This is a genomic window from Streptomyces nidicola, from assembly GCF_050106155.1.
Lineage (GTDB): Bacteria > Actinomycetota > Actinomycetes > Streptomycetales > Streptomycetaceae > Streptomyces.
Genome location: NZ_JBNBPI010000001.1, coordinates 1,507,172 through 1,527,153, shown reverse-complemented (window position 1 = coordinate 1,527,153; position 19,982 = coordinate 1,507,172). Strand labels below are relative to the sequence as shown.

Annotated in this window: 18 protein-coding genes; 8 read left to right on the top strand and 10 right to left on the bottom strand. The window is 69.1% G+C overall.

What is annotated here, in order from left to right; translation table 11 throughout:
* The first annotated feature begins 32 nt into the window (after positions 1-32).
* From ACOKM3_RS07210 to ACOKM3_RS07195, 4 genes are all read left to right on the top strand, one after another.
* Positions 33-1,361 carry an ABC transporter substrate-binding protein gene (locus ACOKM3_RS07210; RefSeq protein ID WP_426898094.1) on the top strand — a complete coding sequence of 443 codons (1,329 nt, stop codon included), beginning with the start codon at positions 33-35 and terminating at the stop codon, positions 1,359-1,361.
* Between the two features lie 98 nt (positions 1,362-1,459).
* Entirely contained in the window at positions 1,460-2,425 is a 966-nt protein-coding gene (locus ACOKM3_RS07205) for a carbohydrate ABC transporter permease (RefSeq protein WP_426898092.1), read from the top strand.
* Positions 2,422-3,309, top strand: coding sequence for a carbohydrate ABC transporter permease (locus ACOKM3_RS07200; RefSeq protein ID WP_426898090.1), 888 nt, complete (start codon positions 2,422-2,424; stop codon positions 3,307-3,309). Before ACOKM3_RS07205 ends, ACOKM3_RS07200 begins: the two co-directional genes overlap by 4 nt.
* Positions 3,310-3,350: 41 nt before the next feature.
* Positions 3,351-4,814, top strand: a complete 1,464-nt coding sequence (locus ACOKM3_RS07195; RefSeq protein ID WP_426898088.1) for a glycoside hydrolase family 32 protein — start codon at positions 3,351-3,353, stop codon at positions 4,812-4,814.
* A 101-nt stretch (positions 4,815-4,915) separates the two neighbouring features.
* Here the strand turns inward: ACOKM3_RS07195 and ACOKM3_RS07190 are convergent, their stop codons facing one another.
* Entirely contained in the window at positions 4,916-5,287 is a 372-nt protein-coding gene (locus tag ACOKM3_RS07190) for a winged helix-turn-helix transcriptional regulator (RefSeq protein WP_426906724.1), read from the bottom strand.
* A 192-nt stretch (positions 5,288-5,479) separates the two neighbouring features.
* Between ACOKM3_RS07190 and ACOKM3_RS07185 the strand changes: the two genes are divergently transcribed.
* The gene (locus ACOKM3_RS07185; RefSeq protein WP_426898087.1) at positions 5,480-6,355 is read left to right on the top strand and encodes an aldo/keto reductase family oxidoreductase; all 876 of its coding nucleotides are present in this window, start codon (positions 5,480-5,482) and stop codon (positions 6,353-6,355) included.
* Between the two features lie 159 nt (positions 6,356-6,514).
* Here the strand turns inward: ACOKM3_RS07185 and ACOKM3_RS07180 are convergent, their stop codons facing one another.
* The 3 genes from ACOKM3_RS07180 to ACOKM3_RS07170 form a co-directional block, all read right to left on the bottom strand.
* Positions 6,515-7,183, bottom strand: a complete 669-nt coding sequence (locus ACOKM3_RS07180) for an NADPH-dependent F420 reductase (RefSeq protein WP_426898085.1) — start codon at positions 7,181-7,183, stop codon at positions 6,515-6,517.
* Positions 7,184-7,247: 64 nt separating this feature from the next.
* Complete coding sequence (locus tag ACOKM3_RS07175; protein WP_426898083.1) at positions 7,248-8,183, bottom strand: SDR family oxidoreductase; 936 nt, start codon at positions 8,181-8,183, stop codon at positions 7,248-7,250.
* Positions 8,184-8,276: 93 nt separating this feature from the next.
* The gene (locus tag ACOKM3_RS07170; RefSeq protein WP_426898081.1) at positions 8,277-8,909 is read right to left on the bottom strand and encodes an NADPH-dependent F420 reductase; all 633 of its coding nucleotides are present in this window, start codon (positions 8,907-8,909) and stop codon (positions 8,277-8,279) included.
* A gap of 173 nt (positions 8,910-9,082) precedes the next feature.
* Between ACOKM3_RS07170 and ACOKM3_RS07165 the strand changes: the two genes are divergently transcribed.
* Together ACOKM3_RS07165 and ACOKM3_RS07160 are read left to right on the top strand one after the other, a co-directional pair.
* Complete coding sequence (locus ACOKM3_RS07165) at positions 9,083-9,994, top strand: LysR family transcriptional regulator (protein WP_426898079.1); 912 nt, start codon at positions 9,083-9,085, stop codon at positions 9,992-9,994.
* Positions 9,995-10,374: 380 nt separating this feature from the next.
* A complete protein-coding gene (locus tag ACOKM3_RS07160) occupies positions 10,375-11,181 on the top strand; it encodes a hypothetical protein (protein WP_426898077.1) in 807 nt (268 codons plus the stop codon).
* A gap of 145 nt (positions 11,182-11,326) precedes the next feature.
* On the opposite strand, the gene ACOKM3_RS07155 is transcribed toward ACOKM3_RS07160, so the two are convergent.
* The 6 genes from ACOKM3_RS07155 to ACOKM3_RS07130 form a co-directional block, all read right to left on the bottom strand.
* Entirely contained in the window at positions 11,327-12,487 is a 1,161-nt protein-coding gene (locus ACOKM3_RS07155; RefSeq protein ID WP_426898075.1) for a Gfo/Idh/MocA family protein, read from the bottom strand.
* 5 nt (positions 12,488-12,492) lie between these two features.
* On the bottom strand, positions 12,493-13,287 hold the full coding sequence (locus ACOKM3_RS07150) for a ThuA domain-containing protein (RefSeq protein WP_426898073.1): 795 nt from the start codon (positions 13,285-13,287) through the stop codon (positions 12,493-12,495).
* A gap of 48 nt (positions 13,288-13,335) precedes the next feature.
* On the bottom strand, positions 13,336-14,169 hold the full coding sequence (locus ACOKM3_RS07145; RefSeq protein WP_426898071.1) for a carbohydrate ABC transporter permease: 834 nt from the start codon (positions 14,167-14,169) through the stop codon (positions 13,336-13,338).
* A gap of 53 nt (positions 14,170-14,222) precedes the next feature.
* On the bottom strand, positions 14,223-15,206 hold the full coding sequence (locus ACOKM3_RS07140) for a carbohydrate ABC transporter permease (RefSeq protein WP_426898069.1): 984 nt from the start codon (positions 15,204-15,206) through the stop codon (positions 14,223-14,225).
* Positions 15,199-16,488, bottom strand: coding sequence for a sugar ABC transporter substrate-binding protein (locus ACOKM3_RS07135; protein ID WP_426898068.1), 1,290 nt, complete (start codon positions 16,486-16,488; stop codon positions 15,199-15,201). The genes ACOKM3_RS07140 and ACOKM3_RS07135 overlap by 8 nt, the downstream gene beginning before the upstream one ends.
* An 85-nt stretch (positions 16,489-16,573) precedes the next feature.
* Complete coding sequence (locus ACOKM3_RS07130) at positions 16,574-17,671, bottom strand: LacI family DNA-binding transcriptional regulator (protein WP_426898066.1); 1,098 nt, start codon at positions 17,669-17,671, stop codon at positions 16,574-16,576.
* A 1,799-nt stretch (positions 17,672-19,470) separates the two neighbouring features.
* Between ACOKM3_RS07130 and ACOKM3_RS07125 the strand changes: the two genes are divergently transcribed.
* Positions 19,471-19,974 carry a DUF4365 domain-containing protein gene (locus tag ACOKM3_RS07125; RefSeq protein WP_426898064.1) on the top strand — a complete coding sequence of 168 codons (504 nt, stop codon included), beginning with the start codon at positions 19,471-19,473 and terminating at the stop codon, positions 19,972-19,974.
* The last annotated feature ends 8 nt before the right edge of the window (positions 19,975-19,982 follow it).

Here is a 19,982-nt window from a genome sequence, read left to right as displayed (position 1 = left end):
GTGCCACTCAACTCAAGAACGGACGAACCTCAATGCGCAGAACCATCGTAGTCGCGGTCTGTGCCGCCCTGGGACTGACCATCAGTGGTTGCTCGGGATCCGGCGACACGGCCTCCTCGGAGGGCTCGTCGTGCGACGGAAAGATCGACGGCAAGCGGACGATCAGCACCTTCTACCACGGGGGAGGCGCGGAGAAGAAGACGTTCCTGGGCGTGGTCAAGGACTTCAACAAGAGCCAGGACCAGGTCACCGTGAAGGTGCAGAGCGTTCCCGAGGGGACGTACAACGACGCCGTCCAGGCGGCCTCCGCATCCGACAAGCTTCCCGACGTCCTCGACTTCGACGGCCCCAACCTCTACAACTACGCCTGGAACGGCGACCTGATCCCCCTGGACGACTGTCTCAAGGCCGGGACGCGCAAGCAGTTGCTGCCCTCGATCATCCAACAGGGCACCTACGACAAGAAGTTGTACGGGGTCGGTGCGTTCGACTCCGGCGTCGTCCTGTACGCGTACAAGTCCGCCCTCAAGAAGGCCGGAGCGCGCATACCCACCGGCATCGACGACGCCTGGACCGCCGCCGAATTCACCGACGTCCTGGGCAAGTTGAAGAAGGCGGGCTACGCCCGGCCCCTCGACACACACATGTGGTACGGGCGTCAGGGGGAGTGGTTCTCCTACGCCTTCAGCCCCATCGTCCAGTCCGCCGGCGGCGACCTCATCGACCGTGACGGGTACAAGACGGCCGCGGGAGCGCTGGACAAGCCCGAGGTCGTCAAGGCGATGCGGACCTTCCAGTCCTGGTACACGAAGAAATACGTCGACACCGAGGCCCAGGACGACACCCCGTTCCTGAAGAAGACGAGCCCCATCGCCTGGAACGGCATGTGGGCGTACAAGAACGGCTACAAAAAGGCGGCCGGCGACGACCTCGCCGTCCTTCCGCTCCCCGACTTCGGCACCGGCTCGAAGACCGGCATGGGCTCCTGGCAGTTCGGCATCACACGCAAGGCCGAGGACCCCGACGCCGCGGCGGCCTTCCTGGAGTACCTGCTCACCAAGAAGAGCCTGCTCACGATGTACGACGCCGTGGGTGCCCCGCCCTCGACGACCGCGGCGCTCAAGGACACGGACATCTACGCGCCGAACGGCCCGATGAGCCTGGTGACCGACAGCCTCAACCAGGCGCCCAAGGTGGCGGTATCCCGCCCCCAGACGCCGGCCTACCCCACCATCACGCAGGCGTTCTCACAGGCCATCGACGACATCAGCCTCGGCAAGGACGTCCCCGACGCCCTGAAGAAGGCGGTCGACACGATCGACCAGGACATCAAGGACAACGACGGCTACCCCGTCAAGTGAGACAGCCCGGTGCGGCGGCGGCCGCCCCGCCCCGCCGCCGCACCGGGCCCTTCACGCTCCGCCACCGCACCACGTCCTGCGCCTTGAGGTGACCCACCATGCACACCACCCTCGACAAACCACCCGTGCCGCGAACGCCGAAGGCCCCAGTGGCCCGACGCCGCGCCCCTGCCAGGTCCGGCGGCCGGGGCCGGGCCGCCGCGCTCCTGTTCTCCGCCCCGGCCGTGGCCCTGCTGGCCGTCTTTCTGATCTTCCCGTTCGTCTCCGCCGTCGTGCTGTCCTTCACCAACCAGCGGCTCGCCTCGCCGCTGCCGGTGGAGTTCACCGGCCTGGAGAACTACCAACGCATCTTCACCGACGGCCAGTTCTGGCGCTCGTTCGGCAACAACACGCTGTTCGCCGCCGTCGTCGTGCCCGTGCAGACGGCCGCCGCCCTCGCCCTCGCCGTCCTGGTCAACCGGCGCCTGCGACTGCGCCTCTTCTTCCGCACGGTCTACTTCCTGCCCACCGTGACGGTGATGGCGGTCGCCTCCGTCGTGTGGAAGGTGCTGCTGCTTCCCGACTCCGGCCTCGTCAACGGAGTGCTGGGCACGCTGACCCTCGGGCATCTGCAGCCGGGCTGGCTGTCCAGTACGAGCTGGGCGATGCCCGCGATCGTGCTGACCTCGGTCTGGCAGGGCGTCGGCTTCCAGATGGTGATCTTCCTCGCCGGCCTCCAGGCCATCCCCGCCTCGCTCTACGAAGCGGCGCGCGTCGACGGGGCGAACGCCTGGCAGCAGTTCCGCCACGTCACGCTCCCGGGGCTGCGCAACACCCTGGTGTTCGTGATCAACGTGACGGCGATCTTCGCCTTCCGGCTGTTCGACCAGGTGTACATGATGCCGCAGTTCCCCGGCGGCCCCACGGACTCCACCCGCACGATGATGCTGCAGCTCCTGCAGACCGGCTACACCCGGCGCATGATCGGCCAGGCGTCCGCCATCGCCGTCGTCTTCTTCCTGTTCGTTCTCGCCGTCACGCTGGTCCAGCGCCGGCTCGGCCGTGAGGAGCGCGCCGTCCGATGACACTCTCCACCGCCCCCGGGCGCCGCGCCGCGCAGTCCGCCCCTCGGCGAGCCCGCCGCCACCCCCACAACCGTGCGCTCCACTACCTCGTCTGCGGACTCATCGCGCTGGTGATGCTGGTCCCGCTGGTCTTCATGTTCGCCGGCGCGCTCAAGCCGAACGCCGACGTCCTTGCCGACGGCGGCAGTTGGCGCGCCCTGATCCCACTGCACCCGACCTTCGACAACTTCACCAGCGCCTGGGAACGCTCCAACTTCGGCCGCCTGCTGCTCAATTCACTCGTCGTGTGCGGCGCGACGGTCGCCCTCGGCCTCGTCGTCAACAGCATGTTCGGCTACGCCCTCGCCCGGCTGCGCTGGACCGGCCGCAACATCGTGCTCGCCGCCGTGGTCGCGCTCATCATCATCCCGTTCGAGGCGCTCGCCATCCCCCTGCTGCTGATGATGACGGAGCTGGGCTGGCTGGACACCTACCAGGCGCAGATCGTGCCCTTCATCGCCAACCCGTTCTTCGTCTACCTCTTCTACTCCTTCTTCCTCGCGCTGCCCCGGGAGCTGGAGGAAGCCGCCCGGGTCGACGGAGCCGGCCCCTGGCGGACCTTCCGCAGCATCATCGTGCCGCTGTCGAAGCCCGCGTACGCGTCGGTGGCGATCCTGAGCTTCCTGATGACATGGGGGCAGCTGCTGTGGCCGGTCATGGCCACGCGCAGCGAGGACGTACGGCCGCTGCCGGTGGGCATGTCCGTCTTCCAGACCCTGCCGCCGCTGCAATGGGGAGACATCATGGCGTTCGCCGCGATGATGACCGTCCCCACCCTCGTGGTGTTCCTGATCTTCCAGCGCGCCTTCGTGCAGGGCGTGGCGGCCCAGGCGGTCAAGGAGTGACCGCACAGGCACAGGCCCATTCCTCCATCGAAAGGCGGCCCATGGCCGACGACCGCATTCGGGACCCGCACCTCCCCGAGGTGCACCTGAGACCGCCGGCCAACTGGATCAACGACCCCAACGGCCTGGTGCATCACGCCGGTTGGTACCACGTCTTCTTCCAGCACAACCCGCAGGCACCCACGCACGACCACGTGCACTGGGGCCACTACCGAAGCCGCGATCTGCTGCGCTGGGAGCCCCAACCCCTGGCGCTCACCCCCGACTTCGGGCACCCCGACGAGGACGGCTGCTTCTCGGGTAACGCCGTCTCGCGGGACGGCCGGATCACCGCCTTCTACTCGGCGCACCGCATCGGCCACCCCTGGCAGCCCGTCGCGGCGGCCGATTCCGACCCGGACGGAGCCATCTTCGTCAAACGCCCCGAACTCCTCGTGGCTCACGCCCCGTCGGGGGTCACCACCTTCCGTGACCCCTACGTGTGGCGGGACGGTGACCGCTGGCGCATGCTCGTGGGCGCCGGATACGCGAACGGAGACGGCGCCGCCCTCGCGTACACCTCGCACGACCTCACGGAGTGGACGTACGACGGTCCGCTCCACCGCCGTGCGGACACGACACCTGACGACCCGGCGGCGGTCCGTACCGGGGAGGCGTGGGAGTGCCCTCAACTGGCGGTCTACGACGACGGCCGGGCCCTACTCCTCACGAGCGCCTGGTACCAGCGCACCGGCCCGTCCCACGTCGTGGCATGGCCGGGACACCGCGAGGCGGCCGGTGGCATCCGGTTCGAGGCGGCGACCCGCTTCGATCACGGCCCCGACTTCTACGCCCCGGCCCTGATGCGCGCACCGGACGGGCGGTGGCTGCTGTGGGGCTGGTGCTGGGAGGCGCGGGAGGAATCCTGTGCCAAGGAGGCGGGCTGGGCCGGAGTCCTGACCGTCCCCCGGGAACTCACCCTGCGCCCCGACGGCAGCCCTCACCAGGCGCCGGCGCGCGAGCTGGACGGACTGCGTACGAGCACATGGCTGAAGGCAACGCGGGCCGGGCCCGGGACGACATCTGTGCTCGGCGGCGTCGACCCCGCGGCCGACATCTGTGTCCGCCTCGGCTTCGGGAGGGATGCCGCCTGGGGGCTGCGGATCGTCTGCGGGCCGGGTGGCGCCGACGGCGGCGACGACACGAATCACCTGGACCTGGAGATCCGCGACGGCGCGCTGACGGTCGACCGAGGTCACGCCTCGGCCGACACCCGCGCCCACGTGGGCGCCTACCGGATGCCACTGCCGGAGCTCACCCCGGAAGGGGAGCTGGAGCTGCGCATCATCCTGGACCACTCCGTCGCCGAGATCTTCAGCGGATCCGGTGAGGCACTGACCCTGCGCTTGTACCCCGCACGCAGCGAATCGTGGACCTTGGTGTCACGGGGGCTCGCGAGTGACGCGGTCGAGGTGACGCTGACGGCGCACGCACTGCGGACACCGGACGCCGTCGATTCCGCGTAGGGCGGGGCCCGTTGTGCGGGCCCTGGGGTCGAGACCGTACGTATCGCGTCGGGACCGTATGCATCGCGTCATGCGTGTGCGTACGGTCCCTCGCTGTTCGTCTAGCGATCTCGTGCGTCGTACTCCTCGCGGCTGGTGAGGACTTGGTCCATATGGGTCTGCGCCCACTGACGGAGCCCGCGCGTCAGGTGGTGGAGTGAGAGGCCGAGGTCGGTCAGCTCGTAGGTAACGGTGACGGGGACCGTCGGCGTCACCGTGCGGGTGAGCAAGCCGTCGCGTTCGAGGGCTCGTAGGGTCTGAGTCAGCATCTTCTGGCTGACGCCGGCCAGTAGCCGGGCGAGCTCCGAGTAGCGCATCGCCTTGGGGGCGTGCGATGCGCCGGGCTGTTCGGACGCGTCGCCGCCCAGCGCGCAAAGGATCAGGACGACCCACTTGTCCGAGATCCTGTCGAGAAGCTGACGGCTGGGGCACATCGCCAGGAACGCGTTGTACTCCGCCTTGGCCTGCGCCTTCTTGTCGGCCTTCGTCGTCGTCACTGAGGTCGCCTCTCACTCCCGGGGTGGTTACGCACTTCATAGTGCCTACTTCCCGTCAGGAAGTAACTCTCCAACACTGATGCAAGGGGTCGGAGACACCACCCCTGGCAAGAAGCGAAAGGCACTGTGATGACCACGCCCTCCACAGCATCTCTTCCGGGCGGATTCTGGACGCTGGGTGACTCGACCGTCACCCGGTTCGGATACGGCGCGATGCAGCTCGCCGGCCCGTGGGTCATGGGTCCGCCCGCCGACCACGACGGCGCCCTGGCCGTCCTGCGCGAGGCAGTCGGTCTCGGGATCACCCACATCGACACCAGCGACGCCTACGGACCACGCATCACGAATGAGCTGATCCGTGAAGCACTGCACCCGTACCCGGAGTCGCTGTTCATCGCCACCAAAGTGGGCGCGACCCGAGACGCACAGGGCGGCTGGCCCACGGCCCGGCGCCCCGAGGACCTGCGCAAGCAGGTCCACGAGAACCTCGAATCCCTCGGCGTCGAGGCTCTCGACCTGGTCAACATGCGCATGGGAGACGCTCAGGGCCCCCAGCCCGGCTCGATCACCGAAGCGTTCGAGACGCTTGTCGACCTCCAACGAGAGGGCCTGATCCGACACCTCGGCGTCAGCAATGTCACGCCGGATCAGGTCGCCGAGGCACGCGGTATCGCCCCGATCGTGTGCGTGCAAAACATGTACAACCTCGCCCACCGCCATGACGACGATCTCGTGGACCGCCTCGCTGCCGATGGCATCGCCTATGTGCCGTTCTTCCCCCTGGGAGGCTTCACGCCGCTCCAGTCCGAGGCCCTCTCGAAGGTCGCGAGTCGGCTGGGGACGACGCCGATGTCGGTCGCGCTGGCTTGGCTCATGCAACGCTCGCCGAACATCCTGCTCATCCCCGGTACGTCGTCCACCGCCCACCTGCGCGAAAACATCGCAGGCGCCGGAGTCTCCCTTTCCGACGAGGCTCTGGCCGAACTGGATGGCATCGGCCACTGAGCAACACAGGTCACTGACCCGGACCGGGCAGCTCCCTCCAGGGGTGCACGGGCCGCCGACGCACGGACGTCGCCCGCATGCTCGACGCCGGCGTCCTCAAGGCCGGCACGCACGGTTGTGGGCGGCGAGAGTGTCCGGTGTGTTGATGGGGCGTCAAGGTTACGGCGTTACGGCGGCCAGTGCGGCGCGGATGGTGTCCGTGCCGGCCGGTGCGCCCTTCTCGTTCGAGTAGGGGCCGTACGGCGTTCCCCACACCGGCGTGCCGGTTGACTGCCGCCAGCTGTCGGCGAGGGATCCCGCGTCGACCAGGTCGTAGCCGATGGAGTCGATGAACGCGCTCACCGCCGCCTTCGCCGGTGCGGAGTCGCCTGCGATGGGAAGGCAGGAGCGGTCGGGGGCCCCTGCCGGGCGGGCGAGGGAGAGCAGGTGCTTGTAGAAGATGTTGTTGAACGCCTTGACCAGCAGTGCATCGGGCAGATGCCGCAGGAGCAGCTCGCTGGAGGTGAGAACCCCGCTGTCGAGGTCGGCGATGTGTCCGTCCCGCTCGGGTCCGTAATTGCAGGTGTCGATGACCGGCTTTCCGGACAGGGGCGCGGCGGGTATGTGCGGGAAGGCGCTGACCGGCACGGTGACCACCACGATGTCACCGGCCGACGCGGCCTCTTCGCTCGTGGCCGCGGACGCCCGTGGCCCGAGTTCGCGGACGGTCTCCGCGAGCGTGTGGGGGCCGCGGGAATTGCTGAGCACCACCTGATGTCCGGCGTCCACCGCCAGGCGTGCGAGAGTCCTGCCGATGGCTCCGCTTCCGATGAAGCCCACCGTTGTCATGGTTCTCCGTCCTTTTCACAGAGTTGGGCGTGCCGGGGTGGTCACGAGTCGCGGATGGTCCGGCTCAGGCGACGGGGAAGTAGTGGCCGTTGTCCAGGTCGGCGAGGAGGCGCGGCTGGGCGGGTTCCCAGCCGAGGGTGCGGCGGGTGAGGGCGTTGGACGCCGGGTAGCTCTGCGTGGCGATGTTGGTGAGGAATCCGAAGTGGCCCGGGGTCATCAGGGCGTCATTGGGAATGCTCACGGCGGGCAGGCCCAGACGGTCGGCGAGTGCCTCGGCGATGTCGCGGAAGGGCGTGCCCTCGTCCTCGACCGCGTGCCAGTAGCTGCCGGCCGGCCCGTTTTCCAGGGCCAGGCGGAACAGGACGGCGGTGTCGCGGATGTGGACGGCATTCCACACGTTGGCGCCGTCACCGGGGTAGCCGGCGAACCCCTTCTCCTTCGCGAGCGCGATCAGCGTGGGAAGGAAGCCCGCCACATCACTCGTGCCGTGCGCGATGTTGGCGATCCGTACGACCGAGGACCGCACCCCCTGCCCGGCCAGGTCGATCACGGCTCGCTCCACGACATTGCGGACCCGCAGGGTGCCCCGGTGCTCCTCGCCGGACGGCAGGGCAGGGTCTTCCTCGGTGGCCGGCCGCCCCAAGTTGCCGGGCGAGCCTATGCTCCCGGCCGTGACCAGCGGCTTTCCGGTTCCCGCGAGGGCCTCGCCGTAGGCGAGCATGATGGGGAGCTCTGCGGCGGCCACGGCGTCCATGCCGCCGGTGGGCAGGAGGTCCTGTCGGTGGGCGACGTGGATGACGCCGTCGGAGGCGGCGGCCGCTTCCTTGAGCCCGTCGAGATCCTCCAGGTCGCCGCGCCGTACCTTCGCACCGAGTGCGGACAGGGTTCTCGCGGACGCGTCCGACCGGGCCAGACCAGTGACCTCGTGCCCTGCGGAAATGAGCTCGGGAATGATGTGAGAACCGGAATGCCCAGTCCCGCCGGCGACGAATACACGCATGTGGATTGTTCCTTAAAGAGGTGGGCCGGGTTTTCCGTGCCGCTCGTCGTGCCCTAATGCTGGACGCGGCACGGGAAAGACGAGCGGCGCTGTTCAGCGCAGAATAGTGACGTTGAGGGAGAAATCGGCGTGCTTGACGGAGTGGCTCATCAGGCCCAGCTCCAGCAGGCCGACATTTTCCAGTGCGCGCGCCATGAACAGATCGCCGGTGTCCCAGGGGCGCAGCCCCAGGCTCTCGACAAACGCCGACACGCGGGCCTTGGCCTGCGCGTCGTCGCCGGCGAGGAACACGTCCACCGGTCGGCCTCCGGCGGACCCGGCGGCCACCACGTGGGAGAACACCGTGTTGAACGCCTTGACGACGTGCGCGTCATCGGGAGCCGCCTTGGCGATCTCCCGCGCTCCGGAGCTGTCGTCGGGCACGACGAAGCCCTGCAGATCAGGGGTGACGGGGTTGGTGACGTCGACGATGATCTTGCCGCGCAGTGCGTCCCCGTACTCCCTCACCACCGCTGCTGCGCCGGTGTAGGGCACGGCGAGGATCACGATGTCCCCGGCCGGGACGTCACCGGCCGTGCCCACCGTGGCGCCGCCGAGTGCGGCTGCCACCTCCTTCGCCTTGGCTTGGTCGCGGCCGAGGATCTCGACGGTGTTCCCGCCTGCGAGTGCCCGTCCGGCCAGAGCCTGGGCCATGTTCCCCAGCCCGACAATGCTGATACCGCTCATCGGTATTCCTGCTTTCCGGTTTCTGGATTCCGGTCCTGCCGGAAATTCATGTATCGAATTCACTTCCGGCGCCATGGGGTGCCGCATTTGATGCTGTCACCGTCCCCAGGAAACGTCCAAGACCTCTTTAAACCCTGGTGATACCCTGAAGGTCTCACCACGCTGGGGGTCGTATGGATCTCGATCTGCGCAAACTGCGGTATTTCGTCGCCGTGGCCGACCGGCTCCACTTCGGCCGCGCCGCCGAGGAACTTCACATCGCGCAGCCGGTGCTCAGCCGACAGATCCGCGCGCTCGAACAAGATCTCGGCGCGGCGCTGTTCACCCGGGACCGTCACGGCGTCGAGCTGACCGACGCGGGCCGGCAGCTGCTGACCGGCGCCGGCCCGCTGCTCGCCTCCACGCACGCGCTGCGGCGCCGGGTGTCCGAGGCCGCCGGCGGCCGGCGGCGGCTCATGGTCGGCTTCCGTGCCGGCATTCCCGTCACCCCGGCGGCCCGCGCGTTCGAGGGCAAGCACCCGGACGTGATCGTCGACGTGCGGCGGATCGAAGGCGCCGACCAGGCCGTGATGCTGCTCGACGGGCGCATCGACGTCGCCTTCGTGCGTCTGCCCATCGACGAAACCGGCCTGCGCCTGACGCCGCTGTACTCCGAACCGCGGGTGGCGGTGCTGCCGGCCGGACATCGCCTCGCCGGCAAGGCGGAGGTCACCGAGACCGACCTGGCCGGTGAGCCGCTGCTGTGGGACGGTGACGCGAGCTCGCAGCCCACCGAGCGCCCGTTCGCCAACGCCGGATACCCGGTGCGCGGGGTCGACGAGACCCTCGAACACGTAGCGGCCGGACGCGGTATCTCCTTCCTGGCCCGCTCGGCGTCCGTGTTCTACTCGCATCCCGACATCGCCTACGTGCCGACCCCGGACCTGGCGCCCGACCAGGTGCATCTCGCGGTGGCGGAAACGTATACCTCACCGGTCATGGACGACTTCATCACGGCGGCTCACTCGGCGGCCGAGACCACGGCGGAATGCGGCAACTACGAGATGTGGCAGCTCGGGGGCGACGCCCTCACACGGCACGCGTAAGCAGACGCTGGAGACTGCCGCCGGATTCGAGATCTTCGCCCCCCCGGCACACACCGGGCGAGAGGGTCGAGGAGTGCGGCGAGCGAGGCCCGGTCTGCTGGTGCGAACTTGGCCCGTTGCGGGCCGAGTTGTCGCGCGCTCACGCTCCGCGGGCTTCGGCCTGCCCCCCGGGGCGGCTGTGACCAGGTGCATCTTGTTCGTCCGGGATGGGTGGCACGGCCACGCATCAAGTGTCGCGGGGTCGCGATGGAGCTGTCATGGCCCTGTAACCGGCCTTACGTGGGACGCGGTTGGTGCGTCAGGGTCGTTGTCGACCAAGCGTATTGATCAGCCGGTCGACGGCCGGTCCTTCACCACATCCGCCAAGGGGGAACACGCTCATGCTCCGCAGCCACCGCCGCAACACCGTACTCGCCGCCACCGCTCTTCTGGGCTTGACCACGATGCTGACGGCCTGCCAGGGGGACACCGGAGCCTCTGGCGGCTCCGGTGGCTCCGGCGCGTCCGCCGCCTCGGACTCAGTGGCCAAGAACAGCGGCTCCGACAACTCCGAGGACAACGGCAGCGTCCCCGGCCGCACCACCACCGGGGACTCCGACAGCGGCGACAACGCGGCCCCGGCCGACAGTGGCTCCGGCGACAGCGGCTCCGCCGCGAGCGGCACGGGCATCAGCCACACCTACCTCGGCGTCGTCAAGTACGTCGCGCCCGGCAAGTTCACCGTCTCCAGCCAAGCCTTCAACATCTCGGGCACCACCGAGATCGAGGGCCGCGGCGACATCTGCGGACAGCCCGAGGGGCAGGCCACGAAGTGCTCCGAGGCGCAATTGGAGAACGCCGCCAAGAACGAAACTCTCAGCGCCGTGGTGAAGGTGGTGAACGGCCTCGCGGTCAACATCACCGACGATGCGAACGTCGGCAGCGGCCACACGACCGGCAAGGTGTGGGGCAAGCTCGGCAAGGAGAGCCGGAACAGCTACTACGTGACGAACAGCGACGGCGTAAGGGTCTTCTTCGGGCTCCACCGCCTCACGACCTTCGTCGGCAGCGGCCTGATCTGCGGCAGCGCGAACGCCAACGCCATCTGCACACAGGCGCAGTTCGACGCGGCCTCCCGCAAGGGCGTCGAGGTCGTCACCGACCTCGTCAACGGCACGGCCCTCAACATCGGGGAGAACCACAACTGACCCTGCGCCACCGTCGGCCCGGCCCCGTCCTCGAACGTCGGGCCGACGCGCACGTGCGGGCTCTACTGAGTGCTTCGCCGTGTGATGTGCGTTTGGTTCCGTCGGCGGGCACCGCAGCCCACTGACACCCTGTCACCGCCCGCCCCTACCCCGGCACGGCAGTCGTCCCGCTCAGTACGGACCGCGGCGAGTCCCACTCCCGCAGTCGCACCCCGACCCGGTCGTCCCGTTCATCGCGCAGCGCCTCCTCGTATGCCTTCGCCAATACGTCGTCGATCAGGACACGCCGCCCCGCGCGGGCCGACTCGACCGCTGCCTCGACCATCGCGAGGCTGAGGATGTTCTCGTGGACCTCGCCCATCGGCACCGTGCCGGTGCGCAGGGCCGCCGTGAACACCTCCAGGGCGCCCGCGATGCCGCCAAGGGTGCGGGCCGGGTCCAGCGGCGGGGCGGCCGGCGGGTCGGTAGTCGGGGGTGTCTCGCCGTCCCACAGGGCCGTTCCCTTTTCGCCGGAGAGCCGCCAACGGCCGTTCCAGGACGTCTCGTCGCCGCCCTGGCACCAGCTGCCGTGGTACGTGTAGCGGACGCCGCCGGCGAATTCGAAGACGGCGCTCGCCGCCGCGTCGCCCGCGTACCAGCTCCAAGGCGGGTTGTACGAGTCGCAGTAGACCGCCACCGGTTCCGCGCCGATCAGGAAGCGGGCCGTGTCGAAGGGATGGATCGCCATGTCCACCAGGAGCGGATACGGCATGGCGTCGCGGAAACCGCCGAAGCGGGGCGCTCGGTAGAACTCCGTTGTCACGCCGCCGAGTTGGCCGAGGTGTTCCGTCACCTGCGACCGCAGTGCGAACACCTGGGGGTTCCAGCGCCGCGACTGGCTGACCATGAACAGCTCGCCGGTCACCTCCGCGGCCGCCGCGAGGGAGAGCGCGGACGCGACCGTGGGGGCCACCGGCTTCTCCCCGAGGACGGGAAGCCCGGCAGCGAGCGCGTCGGTCGTGACCGGGTGATGGGCCGCGGGGACGGTGACGTTCACGATCGCCTGCGCACCGGTCTCCGCCGCGAGTCGCACCGCGTCCGCGCCGACCGGCAGGTCCGGGCGTCCCGTCTCGCGCGCCGCGTCCCGCGCCGCCTCCAGGTCGAGGTCGACGATGCCGACGAGCGCGGCCGTCGGCGAAGCGGCCAGCGCCCGCAGCCACGCGCGTCCCATCCCGCCGGCGCCGACCAGGAGCACGCGCAGCGGATCCTCGGGGCCGTTCGCGATGACCCGGTGGCCCATGTGACCCAGGTGATCTATGTGATCCATGTGGTTCACGACAGCGGGCCCTGGTACGAGCCGCCCTTGAAGAACTCGCCGGTCTCGTAGCGGAGCAGCTCCGGGTACGCCCGCTCCGGGCGGTCCGTGCGCGCCCATTGCACGCCGTTCGCGATGACCTTGCGGACGTGCTTGTGGTGGTACGTCGGGAAGTCCTGGTCGCCGGGGCGGAAGTAGAAGATCTTGCCGTGGCCGCGCCGGAAGGTGCAGCCGCTGCGGAAGACCTCGCCACCGCTGAACGACGACACGAAGACCAGCTCGTCGGGGGCCGGGATGTCGAAGAACTCGCCGTACATCTCGTCCTCGGGAATCTCGATGGGGTGCGGCACCCCTTGCGCGATCGGGTGCGTCGGGTCGACGGTCCAGATCAGCTCGCGGTCGTGCTCGCTGCGCCAGCGCAGGGTGCAGCTGGTGCCCATCAGCTTGGTGAAGATCTTCGACCAGTGCCCGGAGTGCAGCACGATCAGCCCCATGCCGGACAGCACGTGCCGGTGCACACGCTCGACGACCGCGTCGCTGACGTCACCATGTGCGGCGTGCCCCCACCAGGTCAGTACGTCGGTGGCGGCGAGTACCTCCTCGGTCAGGCCGTGCTCGGGCTCGTCCAGGGTGGCGGTGCGCACGGTGCAGTCGTCGCCGAGGTTCTCGCGGATGCCGTCGGCGATGGTGGCGTGCATGCCGTCCGGGTAGATCTTCGCGACGTGCTCCTCGATCTGCTCGTGGCGGTTCTCGCCCCAGACGGTCACACGGATCGGGGCGTTGTCCTGGGAGGAAGACTGGGATGCAGACATGGGGTGAATCACCTTTCTGGTGGGGGTGGTTGGAGCCTTGGCGCCGGGCTACTTGACCGATCCGCCGGCCACGCCCGCGGCCACGTACCGCTGCGCCGCGACCAGCAGCAGCACCGCGGGAATGCACGCGAGCGTCGCCGTCGCCATGACCGCGCTCCAGTCGTTCACGTGCGCGCCGAGGTACTGATAGAGGCCGAGCGTCACTGGGCGGACCGTCTTGGTGGTCGTCAGCGTGAGCGCGAACAGGAAGTCGCTCCAGGCGAACAGGAACGTGAACAGGCCCGCCGTGATCAGCGCGTTGCGGCTCATCGGGACGACGATCGAGAAGAAGGCACGTGTGTGCCCGGCCCCGTCCACTCGCGCCGCCTCGACGAGCGACGGCGGGATGGCGCGCATGAACGCCAGCATGATCAGGATCGCGAACGGCACGCCGTGCGAGGCGTCCGCGAGGATCAGGCCGCCGACCGAGTTGAGGAGACCGAGCTGGTTGTACGCGCTGTACAGGGCGTTGGCGATGACGATGCCCGGGATCATCTGGCTGATGAGGATGCCGAGCAGGACCGGGCCCGCCCAGCGCAGCTTGAAGTGCGAGAGCACATACGCGGCCGGCGTCGCGATGAGCAGGCTGACCGCGACGCTGCCCAGGGACACGGTCAGGCTGGTGACCAGGTTGTGGCCCTGGTCGCGGACGGCGGCCGTGTAGCCGTCGAAGTCGAAGGAGCTGGGGAACCAGTCGGTGGCGGTGGCCGCACTGCCGGGCTGGAAGGAGACGTTCACCATCCAGTACACCGGGAACAGCATGAACACCATGAGCACGAGGCCGATCGCGGTGTTGCCCCAGGCCCGGCCGCCGCCGCGGGCGGGGGAAGGTGTCGATGACATGGGGGAGGGTGTCGATGACATGGGGAAGGGTGACGATGACACCATGGCGGACCTCACTCGTCGACAGCACGCCGGTTGGCGCGCAGGTAGAGGACGGCGAAGACGAGGGACATCACGATGAGCACGTTGCTCAGCGCGGCGCCCTGCCCGAAGTCGAAGGTCTGGAAGGAGAGTTGGTAGGACTGGGTGGCCAGCGTCTGGGTGGCGTTGGCCGGGCCGCCGCCGGTGAGACCGAGGATGATGTCGAGCACCTTGAGCGTGTAGACGATGCCGAGGACGAGGACGACGCTCACCACCGGGCGCAGCAGCGGCCATGTCACATGGCGGAAGGCGCGCCAACCGGTGGCTCCGTCGAGGGACGCCGCTTCGTACAGCTCCTCGGGGATGTCCTGGAGCCCGCCGTACAGGATCGTCGCGTTGAAGGGGATGCCGATCCAGATGTTGACGCCGATGACGGCGACCAGGGCGAGGGAGGTCGTGGACAGCCAGCCCGTGTGCCCTTCGGTGAGGTGGAGGGCGGCGAGGAACTGGTTGAGCGCGCCGTGGTCCTGGTCGAGGATCCAGCGCCACACCGCGCCGGACACGATCAGCGGGATCAGCCACGGCAGCAGGAGCAGCGAGCGGAAGAGTCCGCTGAGCGGGAAGCGGCGCCGGAAGAAGACGGCGATGGCGAGGCCGATGACGAACTGCCCGAGCAGCGAACCCACCGTGAACAGCAGGGTGTTGAGCATCGCCTGGGTGAACACGGACGAGCCGAGCACGGCCGCGTAGTTGTCCAGGCCCACCCAGGGTGCCTCGCCGGTGTAGTACGTCTTCGTCGTGTAGTGCTGGAACCCCATGACGAGGTTGCGCACCACCGGATAGCCGAAGAACGCGAGCAAGTAGACGACGGCGGGGCCGAGGGCGAGAACCTGGAAGAGGCGGCTTCGGCCCGCCGAGGTCTGCCACCAGCGGGGGCGCGGCGGGACGCTGCCGGATCGCGCCGTGGATGCCGCGGGCCCTTCGGCGGCTTCGGCGGTCAGTGTCGCGTCAGTCATTCTGTGCCTGCCTCACTGCCTGCGCCGGCGTGGCGCCGCCGGTGAGCGCGGTCTGCAGGGCGGTGTAGATACGGGTGGCGGCCTTCGGCCAGGCGGGGCCGAGCAGCGCGGTGCGGGCACGGGCGGTGCGCACCTGCTCCACGAAGGCACGGAGCCGGGGGTCGTGGGCGGCGAGCCGCGCGGCGAGGTCGGTGCGCGCCGGTACGAGATCGCGCAGGCGGCCCAGCTTCAGCTGCACACGCTCGGAGTTCATGCAGGCCACGAACCGGGCCGCCTTCTTCTGCGTGCGCCGGTCGCCGGTCTGCGGCAGCGTGAACGTCTCGCCGCCCAGCGGAGCCACGGACATCTTCTTCCCCGCGGGCACGGGGATCTTGGCCACGCCGAATTCGAGGCCCTTCTTCTTGTGCGCCTCGTCGAGCAACGGCAGCTGCCACGGGCCGTTGACCATCATCGCGAGGTTGCCGTTCTTGAACTGGTCGTTCACGTCTGCCTGCGACCAGTTCACGACCGACTTGGGCGCCGATCCGTCGGCGACGAGGTCGCGCCACAGACCCACGGCCTGCGCGGTGGCCGGGGTGGCAAGGTTGCGTTCGGTGCCACCGTTGGACCACATGAACGGCAGGAACTGCCAGGCGCCCTCATAGGTGGCGACGGCGGAGAAGCCCATCCCGTACGTGTCCGAGACCGTCAACTCCTTTGCCGTGCGCCTGAGTTCGTCCCACGTTCGGGGCGGCTCGACTCCGGCCTCCTTCAGCAGCTTCTTGTTGTAGAAGAGCGCGAGGGTATTGGCCGCCGGCTGCAGCCCGTAGACCTTTCCGCGGTACGTCGACGAGGCGACGACACCGCGCGCGTACCCCTTCGTACTGAGGCCGAAGTCGGCGATGGGCGCCAGCGCGCCGACGGAGGCGATCTGCTGCAGATCCGGGTTGTCGAGCATCAGGACGTCGGGCAGCGTGCGCGACGCGGCCTGCTGCAGCACCCGCGGCATATAGCCCGCGCCGGCCACGGACTCGCGGTCGATACGGACCCCGAGGCGCCGGCCGCAGGCGTCGTACAGCCGCTGATAGATCTTGGTGTCGGGTTGGTTGGTGTAGTAGTCGAGCACCCGCAGGCTGACGACGCGCCCCGAGGAGTCCACCCCGGGCTCGACGCCGTTACCGCAGGCGGTGACGGTGAGGGCGAGGGCGAGGACGGTGGGCGGCAGGGTGCGGCCGATCAGCCGCCTTCGCCGCGTACGCCGCCTGCGTATCGTGCGCGTGCGTATCTCTCGCCATTGAGACATGCGCTTCCTCCCGGTCGATGGTCCGGTCGATACGTATCGATGACGCGCTGCGTGGTGGGGGTGCCGGCCACGGGGTGGGCGTGGATCAGGGGGACGAGGACGGGGATGTGATCGTGGTGTTGATGCGCGGGACGGCCGTCGTGACCGTCACGGCGGTGGTGTCGGTATCCGGGACGGTCGTCGTGGCGCGCCTGGTCAGCCGCGGTGCCACCAGCTCGACCGTGGACGAGGCCCCCGCACCCTCCTGGTCCAGGAGGCGGAACAGCAGGTCCATGGCACGGCGGGAGACCTCGCGCGGCTCCGTGGAGACATTGCTCGGCTGTGAGGGCTCGGCGACGGCCCGCTCGTCGGTGCACAGCGCCACGACAGCGGCGTCCTCTCCGGGCACCCGGCCGAGCGCGCGCAGCGCCGCGAGCACGTGCGGGAGCGCGCGGTGCCCGGCGACGACGAACCCCACCGGCCCCTCCGCGTCCGCGAGTTGGCGTCGCACCTCGTCCGTCACCGGACCGTGCTCGGGCTCCAGCGGGCTGACCGAGCGGAAGCCGAGGCCCGCCACCGCGGCGGCCCGCTCGGCCCCGCGCGCGAACCGCGCCACGTAGTTGAGGCCGCGCGCCACCTCCGACTCGGCGTGCCCGAGCAGGACGACCTTGCGCAGCCCGCAGGCGGCCAGCTCCTCCACGGCGAGCCGCCCCGCCATGCTGAAGTCCAGGTCCACGCAGTGCAGTTCGGACGGCACGTCGGGCACGCCGATCGTCACCACGGGCACCGGGAGCGCGGCGGCGACCGGGATCCGCTCGTCGTCCGCCTCGATCCCCATCAGGACGACGGCGTCGCACAGCGCGCGCCCGGCGAGCCGGCGCAGCCCCTCGGCCCCCTCGTCGGCGGTGACCAGGAGTACATCGTGGTCCCGCTCACGGGCGCAGGTGGTGATCGTGTCGAGGAACGGGATCAGCCCCGCGGGATCGCCCGCGGTCCCGAAGGGCACCACCAGACCGATCACCCGCGTCCGCCTGCTCACCAGCGCCCGCGCCCCGGCATGCGGCTGGAAGCCCAGCTCCCGGATGGCGTCCTCGACCCGCCGCCGGGTGTCGGCGGAGACCGGCCGCCGGCCGTTGAGTACGTACGAGACGGTGCTCTGCGCGACCCCGGCGAGCCGCGCGACGTCCCTGCTGGTGGCCGACATCGTCCTGCCTCACCTGCCTCATCCGCGTCGTGGGCCGGAGGTACGCACGCCTCTCTTGCGCGGTGTGCGCGTCGATACCCCGCGGTACGTACGTCGACACACGCGATGCACGCCGCGACACACGCCGCGACGCGTCGATGCGTATCGATGGTGTCTGTCCGGGACGCTAAAGGGGGCGCGCGACGGGCGTCAATCCCCGTGCAGCTGGCGGTGGTTGATGCCGACAGGAGCAGCACGGCGCTCCTGTTGCCGATAACCCCGTCCGCGCAGGTCATGCGGGACGACGGTATTCGTGCAGGATGCCGCCGAGGCGTTCACGTCTTCGTATGTCCAGGCGCGCGATGTCCTCTGGACCGGCGTGGAGGCCTTCGAACTTCCGCAAGGCGTGGTGGAGATGGGGCTGGCTCCGGATCGAGGTGCGGTCCAGCAGCTGGCATCGGCAGGTTCGCGCCCAGCTCTCCGTGGTTGAGCGCACTCTCGGCATCTGGACCCGGTTGAGTACGACCCTGGTCCCCACATCGCGCAAGTTGACGTCGAACAACTCGGGGAACTTGCCGCTCCCGGAACAGGAACTCGGCCTCGACGCTGTCGTCGTCGAGGTCCGTGACAAGGTTCTTCGCGGCCTGCGTCACCCAGGAGGCGGTCGGGCGCGCGGTCGCTCCCAGGATTCGGGTTCTCCGGCGGCCGTGCTCGATGGCTGCGAACACGTACATCCGCGCCCCGGGGGCGGGTCTGTGCCGGCCTCTCTTTGGGGATCTCGCATACCGTGGAGGGGCCAGCTCCACTCCCGGCATGAGCAGTTCGCCGTGCAGGCGTCCGTATCCCCGTTGGGGATATTCTCGTGAAAGGTGCAGCACCAGAGTGCGGACCGAGGGTAGGTCCGTGGTCGTCGAGGGCGCTTGGGCCGGGAGACGGCAGCGTGGTGGCGTGTGAGTAGATCGCGATGCCATCGCAGTACCTGTCGGGGGGCACCGGGAGCCGCAGATGGTGCAGCACATCTCTCGAAAGCCGGTATGCGAGCGTCGCCAGGAACACCCGATCGCTCGGTTCAACCGCGCCCCAGCCTTGCCGAGTTGGTGGCCCAGCACCGTGATGTGATGACTCAAGGCGAGGAGCTCCGCGTCCTTGTCCCAGTCATTCATCCGTAGCAGGCGCGGCACGGCGAACGTGTTCGTCACGCCGAGGCAGGCCAGTTGCAGTAGCACGGTTGATCATCATGGTGCGCCCACTGCGCGCCGCGCGAGAGCGCCGACTTGAGCGACCGCGGCCGGCGCCGTGGAAAACCGCTCCCACCTGTGTGGATGAGGTATGCGGCAAGGGCAGCGTTGTCGGCGCCGCTTCGGGAGCGGCTGGCGCGCCGTACGCGACGAACATCTCCGCACCGGCTTGGTGCCGACGCCGTTCTCCACCCAATGCACCGCATCCGGCGCGATGACGACCAAGTCTCCCGGGGCGTAGTGGGCGGTCGCGAGGGTCGGACGGCCGCGAGAGCATCGGGACGGGGGTGGCGGCTCCGAATGCACCGTGGGGGCGGTGACCACGCGCCCGGACAGGTGGCACATCAAGGCGCCCTGGCTGCCCAAAACGGGAGAACGAGCCAGATGCGGCAACCACAGCGTCGTCCGGGCCCGGCTGGGCGGGAGGCCCGCCTCTACATCGCATCAAGGGTGAACAGCGGCCTGACGACCATCGTTTCGCAGGCCTGGCGGAAGGGCCGATATGGGCCCCTGACAGTCGTTGGCGCGCCCCGTACGATTCCTCCTGCTGTGTGCCGCAGTAGGGGGACATTGGGGGCTTGCGTGCTCGACGCGAAGCAGCATCAGGGCAAGTTCGGCGAGGACTACGTCCGTGTGCTGGCCTCTGCGGCAGGGTTGATCGTCCTGCATGGCGATCTCGACGCGGACGGGGTCGACCTCGGATTCCGCGCCACCGGCCGCTACGGACGGACGCTGTCCCCCACGGTCGAGGCTCAGATCAAGACATGGTCGAAGCCGTCCGTGTCGAACGGCCACCTGAACTTCCGCGGGCTCAATGAGCGGCAGTTCAACAAGCTCGCCGGTCCCGACTTCACCGTGCCCCGGTTTCTGTTCGTCATCTGCGTCCCCACCGACAACCAGGCGTACGCGGCCATGAGCACCGACGGTGTGCTGCTCCGCCACCTCGGCTACTTCGTCTCGCTGCGCGCCGAGGAGCCGATCAAGGACCCCGACCGTGACCGAATGCGTCCGGTCAGAGTTCCGACAGCGAACGTGCTCACCGCCGCCTCACTGCGCCGGCTCACCGAGACGCAGTCCGACTGGTAGGGGAACCG

What these genes read in the sequence shown, in the direction of transcription:
- ACOKM3_RS07190 (WP_426906724.1), bottom strand. Translation starts at nt 5,287, where the DNA reads ATGTGCCCCAGCCGTCAGCTTCTCGACAGGATCTCGGACAAGTGGGTC.
- ACOKM3_RS07175 (WP_426898083.1), bottom strand. Translation starts at nt 8,183, where the DNA reads ATGCGTGTATTCGTCGCCGGCGGGACTGGGCATTCCGGTTCTCACATC.
- ACOKM3_RS07165 (WP_426898079.1), top strand. Translation starts at nt 9,083, where the DNA reads ATGGATCTCGATCTGCGCAAACTGCGGTATTTCGTCGCCGTGGCCGAC.
- ACOKM3_RS07180 (WP_426898085.1), bottom strand. Translation starts at nt 7,183, where the DNA reads ATGACAACGGTGGGCTTCATCGGAAGCGGAGCCATCGGCAGGACTCTC.
- ACOKM3_RS07145 (WP_426898071.1), bottom strand. Translation starts at nt 14,169, where the DNA reads ATGTCATCGACACCTTCCCCCGCCCGCGGCGGCGGCCGGGCCTGGGGC.
- ACOKM3_RS07185 (WP_426898087.1), top strand. Translation starts at nt 5,480, where the DNA reads ATGACCACGCCCTCCACAGCATCTCTTCCGGGCGGATTCTGGACGCTG.
- ACOKM3_RS07210 (WP_426898094.1), top strand. Translation starts at nt 33, where the DNA reads ATGCGCAGAACCATCGTAGTCGCGGTCTGTGCCGCCCTGGGACTGACC.
- ACOKM3_RS07195 (WP_426898088.1), top strand. Translation starts at nt 3,351, where the DNA reads ATGGCCGACGACCGCATTCGGGACCCGCACCTCCCCGAGGTGCACCTG.
- ACOKM3_RS07150 (WP_426898073.1), bottom strand. Translation starts at nt 13,287, where the DNA reads ATGTCTGCATCCCAGTCTTCCTCCCAGGACAACGCCCCGATCCGTGTG.
- ACOKM3_RS07200 (WP_426898090.1), top strand. Translation starts at nt 2,422, where the DNA reads ATGACACTCTCCACCGCCCCCGGGCGCCGCGCCGCGCAGTCCGCCCCT.
- ACOKM3_RS07205 (WP_426898092.1), top strand. Translation starts at nt 1,460, where the DNA reads ATGCACACCACCCTCGACAAACCACCCGTGCCGCGAACGCCGAAGGCC.
- ACOKM3_RS07170 (WP_426898081.1), bottom strand. Translation starts at nt 8,909, where the DNA reads ATGAGCGGTATCAGCATTGTCGGGCTGGGGAACATGGCCCAGGCTCTG.
- ACOKM3_RS07140 (WP_426898069.1), bottom strand. Translation starts at nt 15,206, where the DNA reads ATGACTGACGCGACACTGACCGCCGAAGCCGCCGAAGGGCCCGCGGCA.
- ACOKM3_RS07135 (WP_426898068.1), bottom strand. Translation starts at nt 16,488, where the DNA reads ATGTCTCAATGGCGAGAGATACGCACGCGCACGATACGCAGGCGGCGT.
- ACOKM3_RS07160 (WP_426898077.1), top strand. Translation starts at nt 10,375, where the DNA reads ATGCTCCGCAGCCACCGCCGCAACACCGTACTCGCCGCCACCGCTCTT.
- ACOKM3_RS07155 (WP_426898075.1), bottom strand. Translation starts at nt 12,487, where the DNA reads ATGGATCACATAGATCACCTGGGTCACATGGGCCACCGGGTCATCGCG.
- ACOKM3_RS07130 (WP_426898066.1), bottom strand. Translation starts at nt 17,671, where the DNA reads ATGTCGGCCACCAGCAGGGACGTCGCGCGGCTCGCCGGGGTCGCGCAG.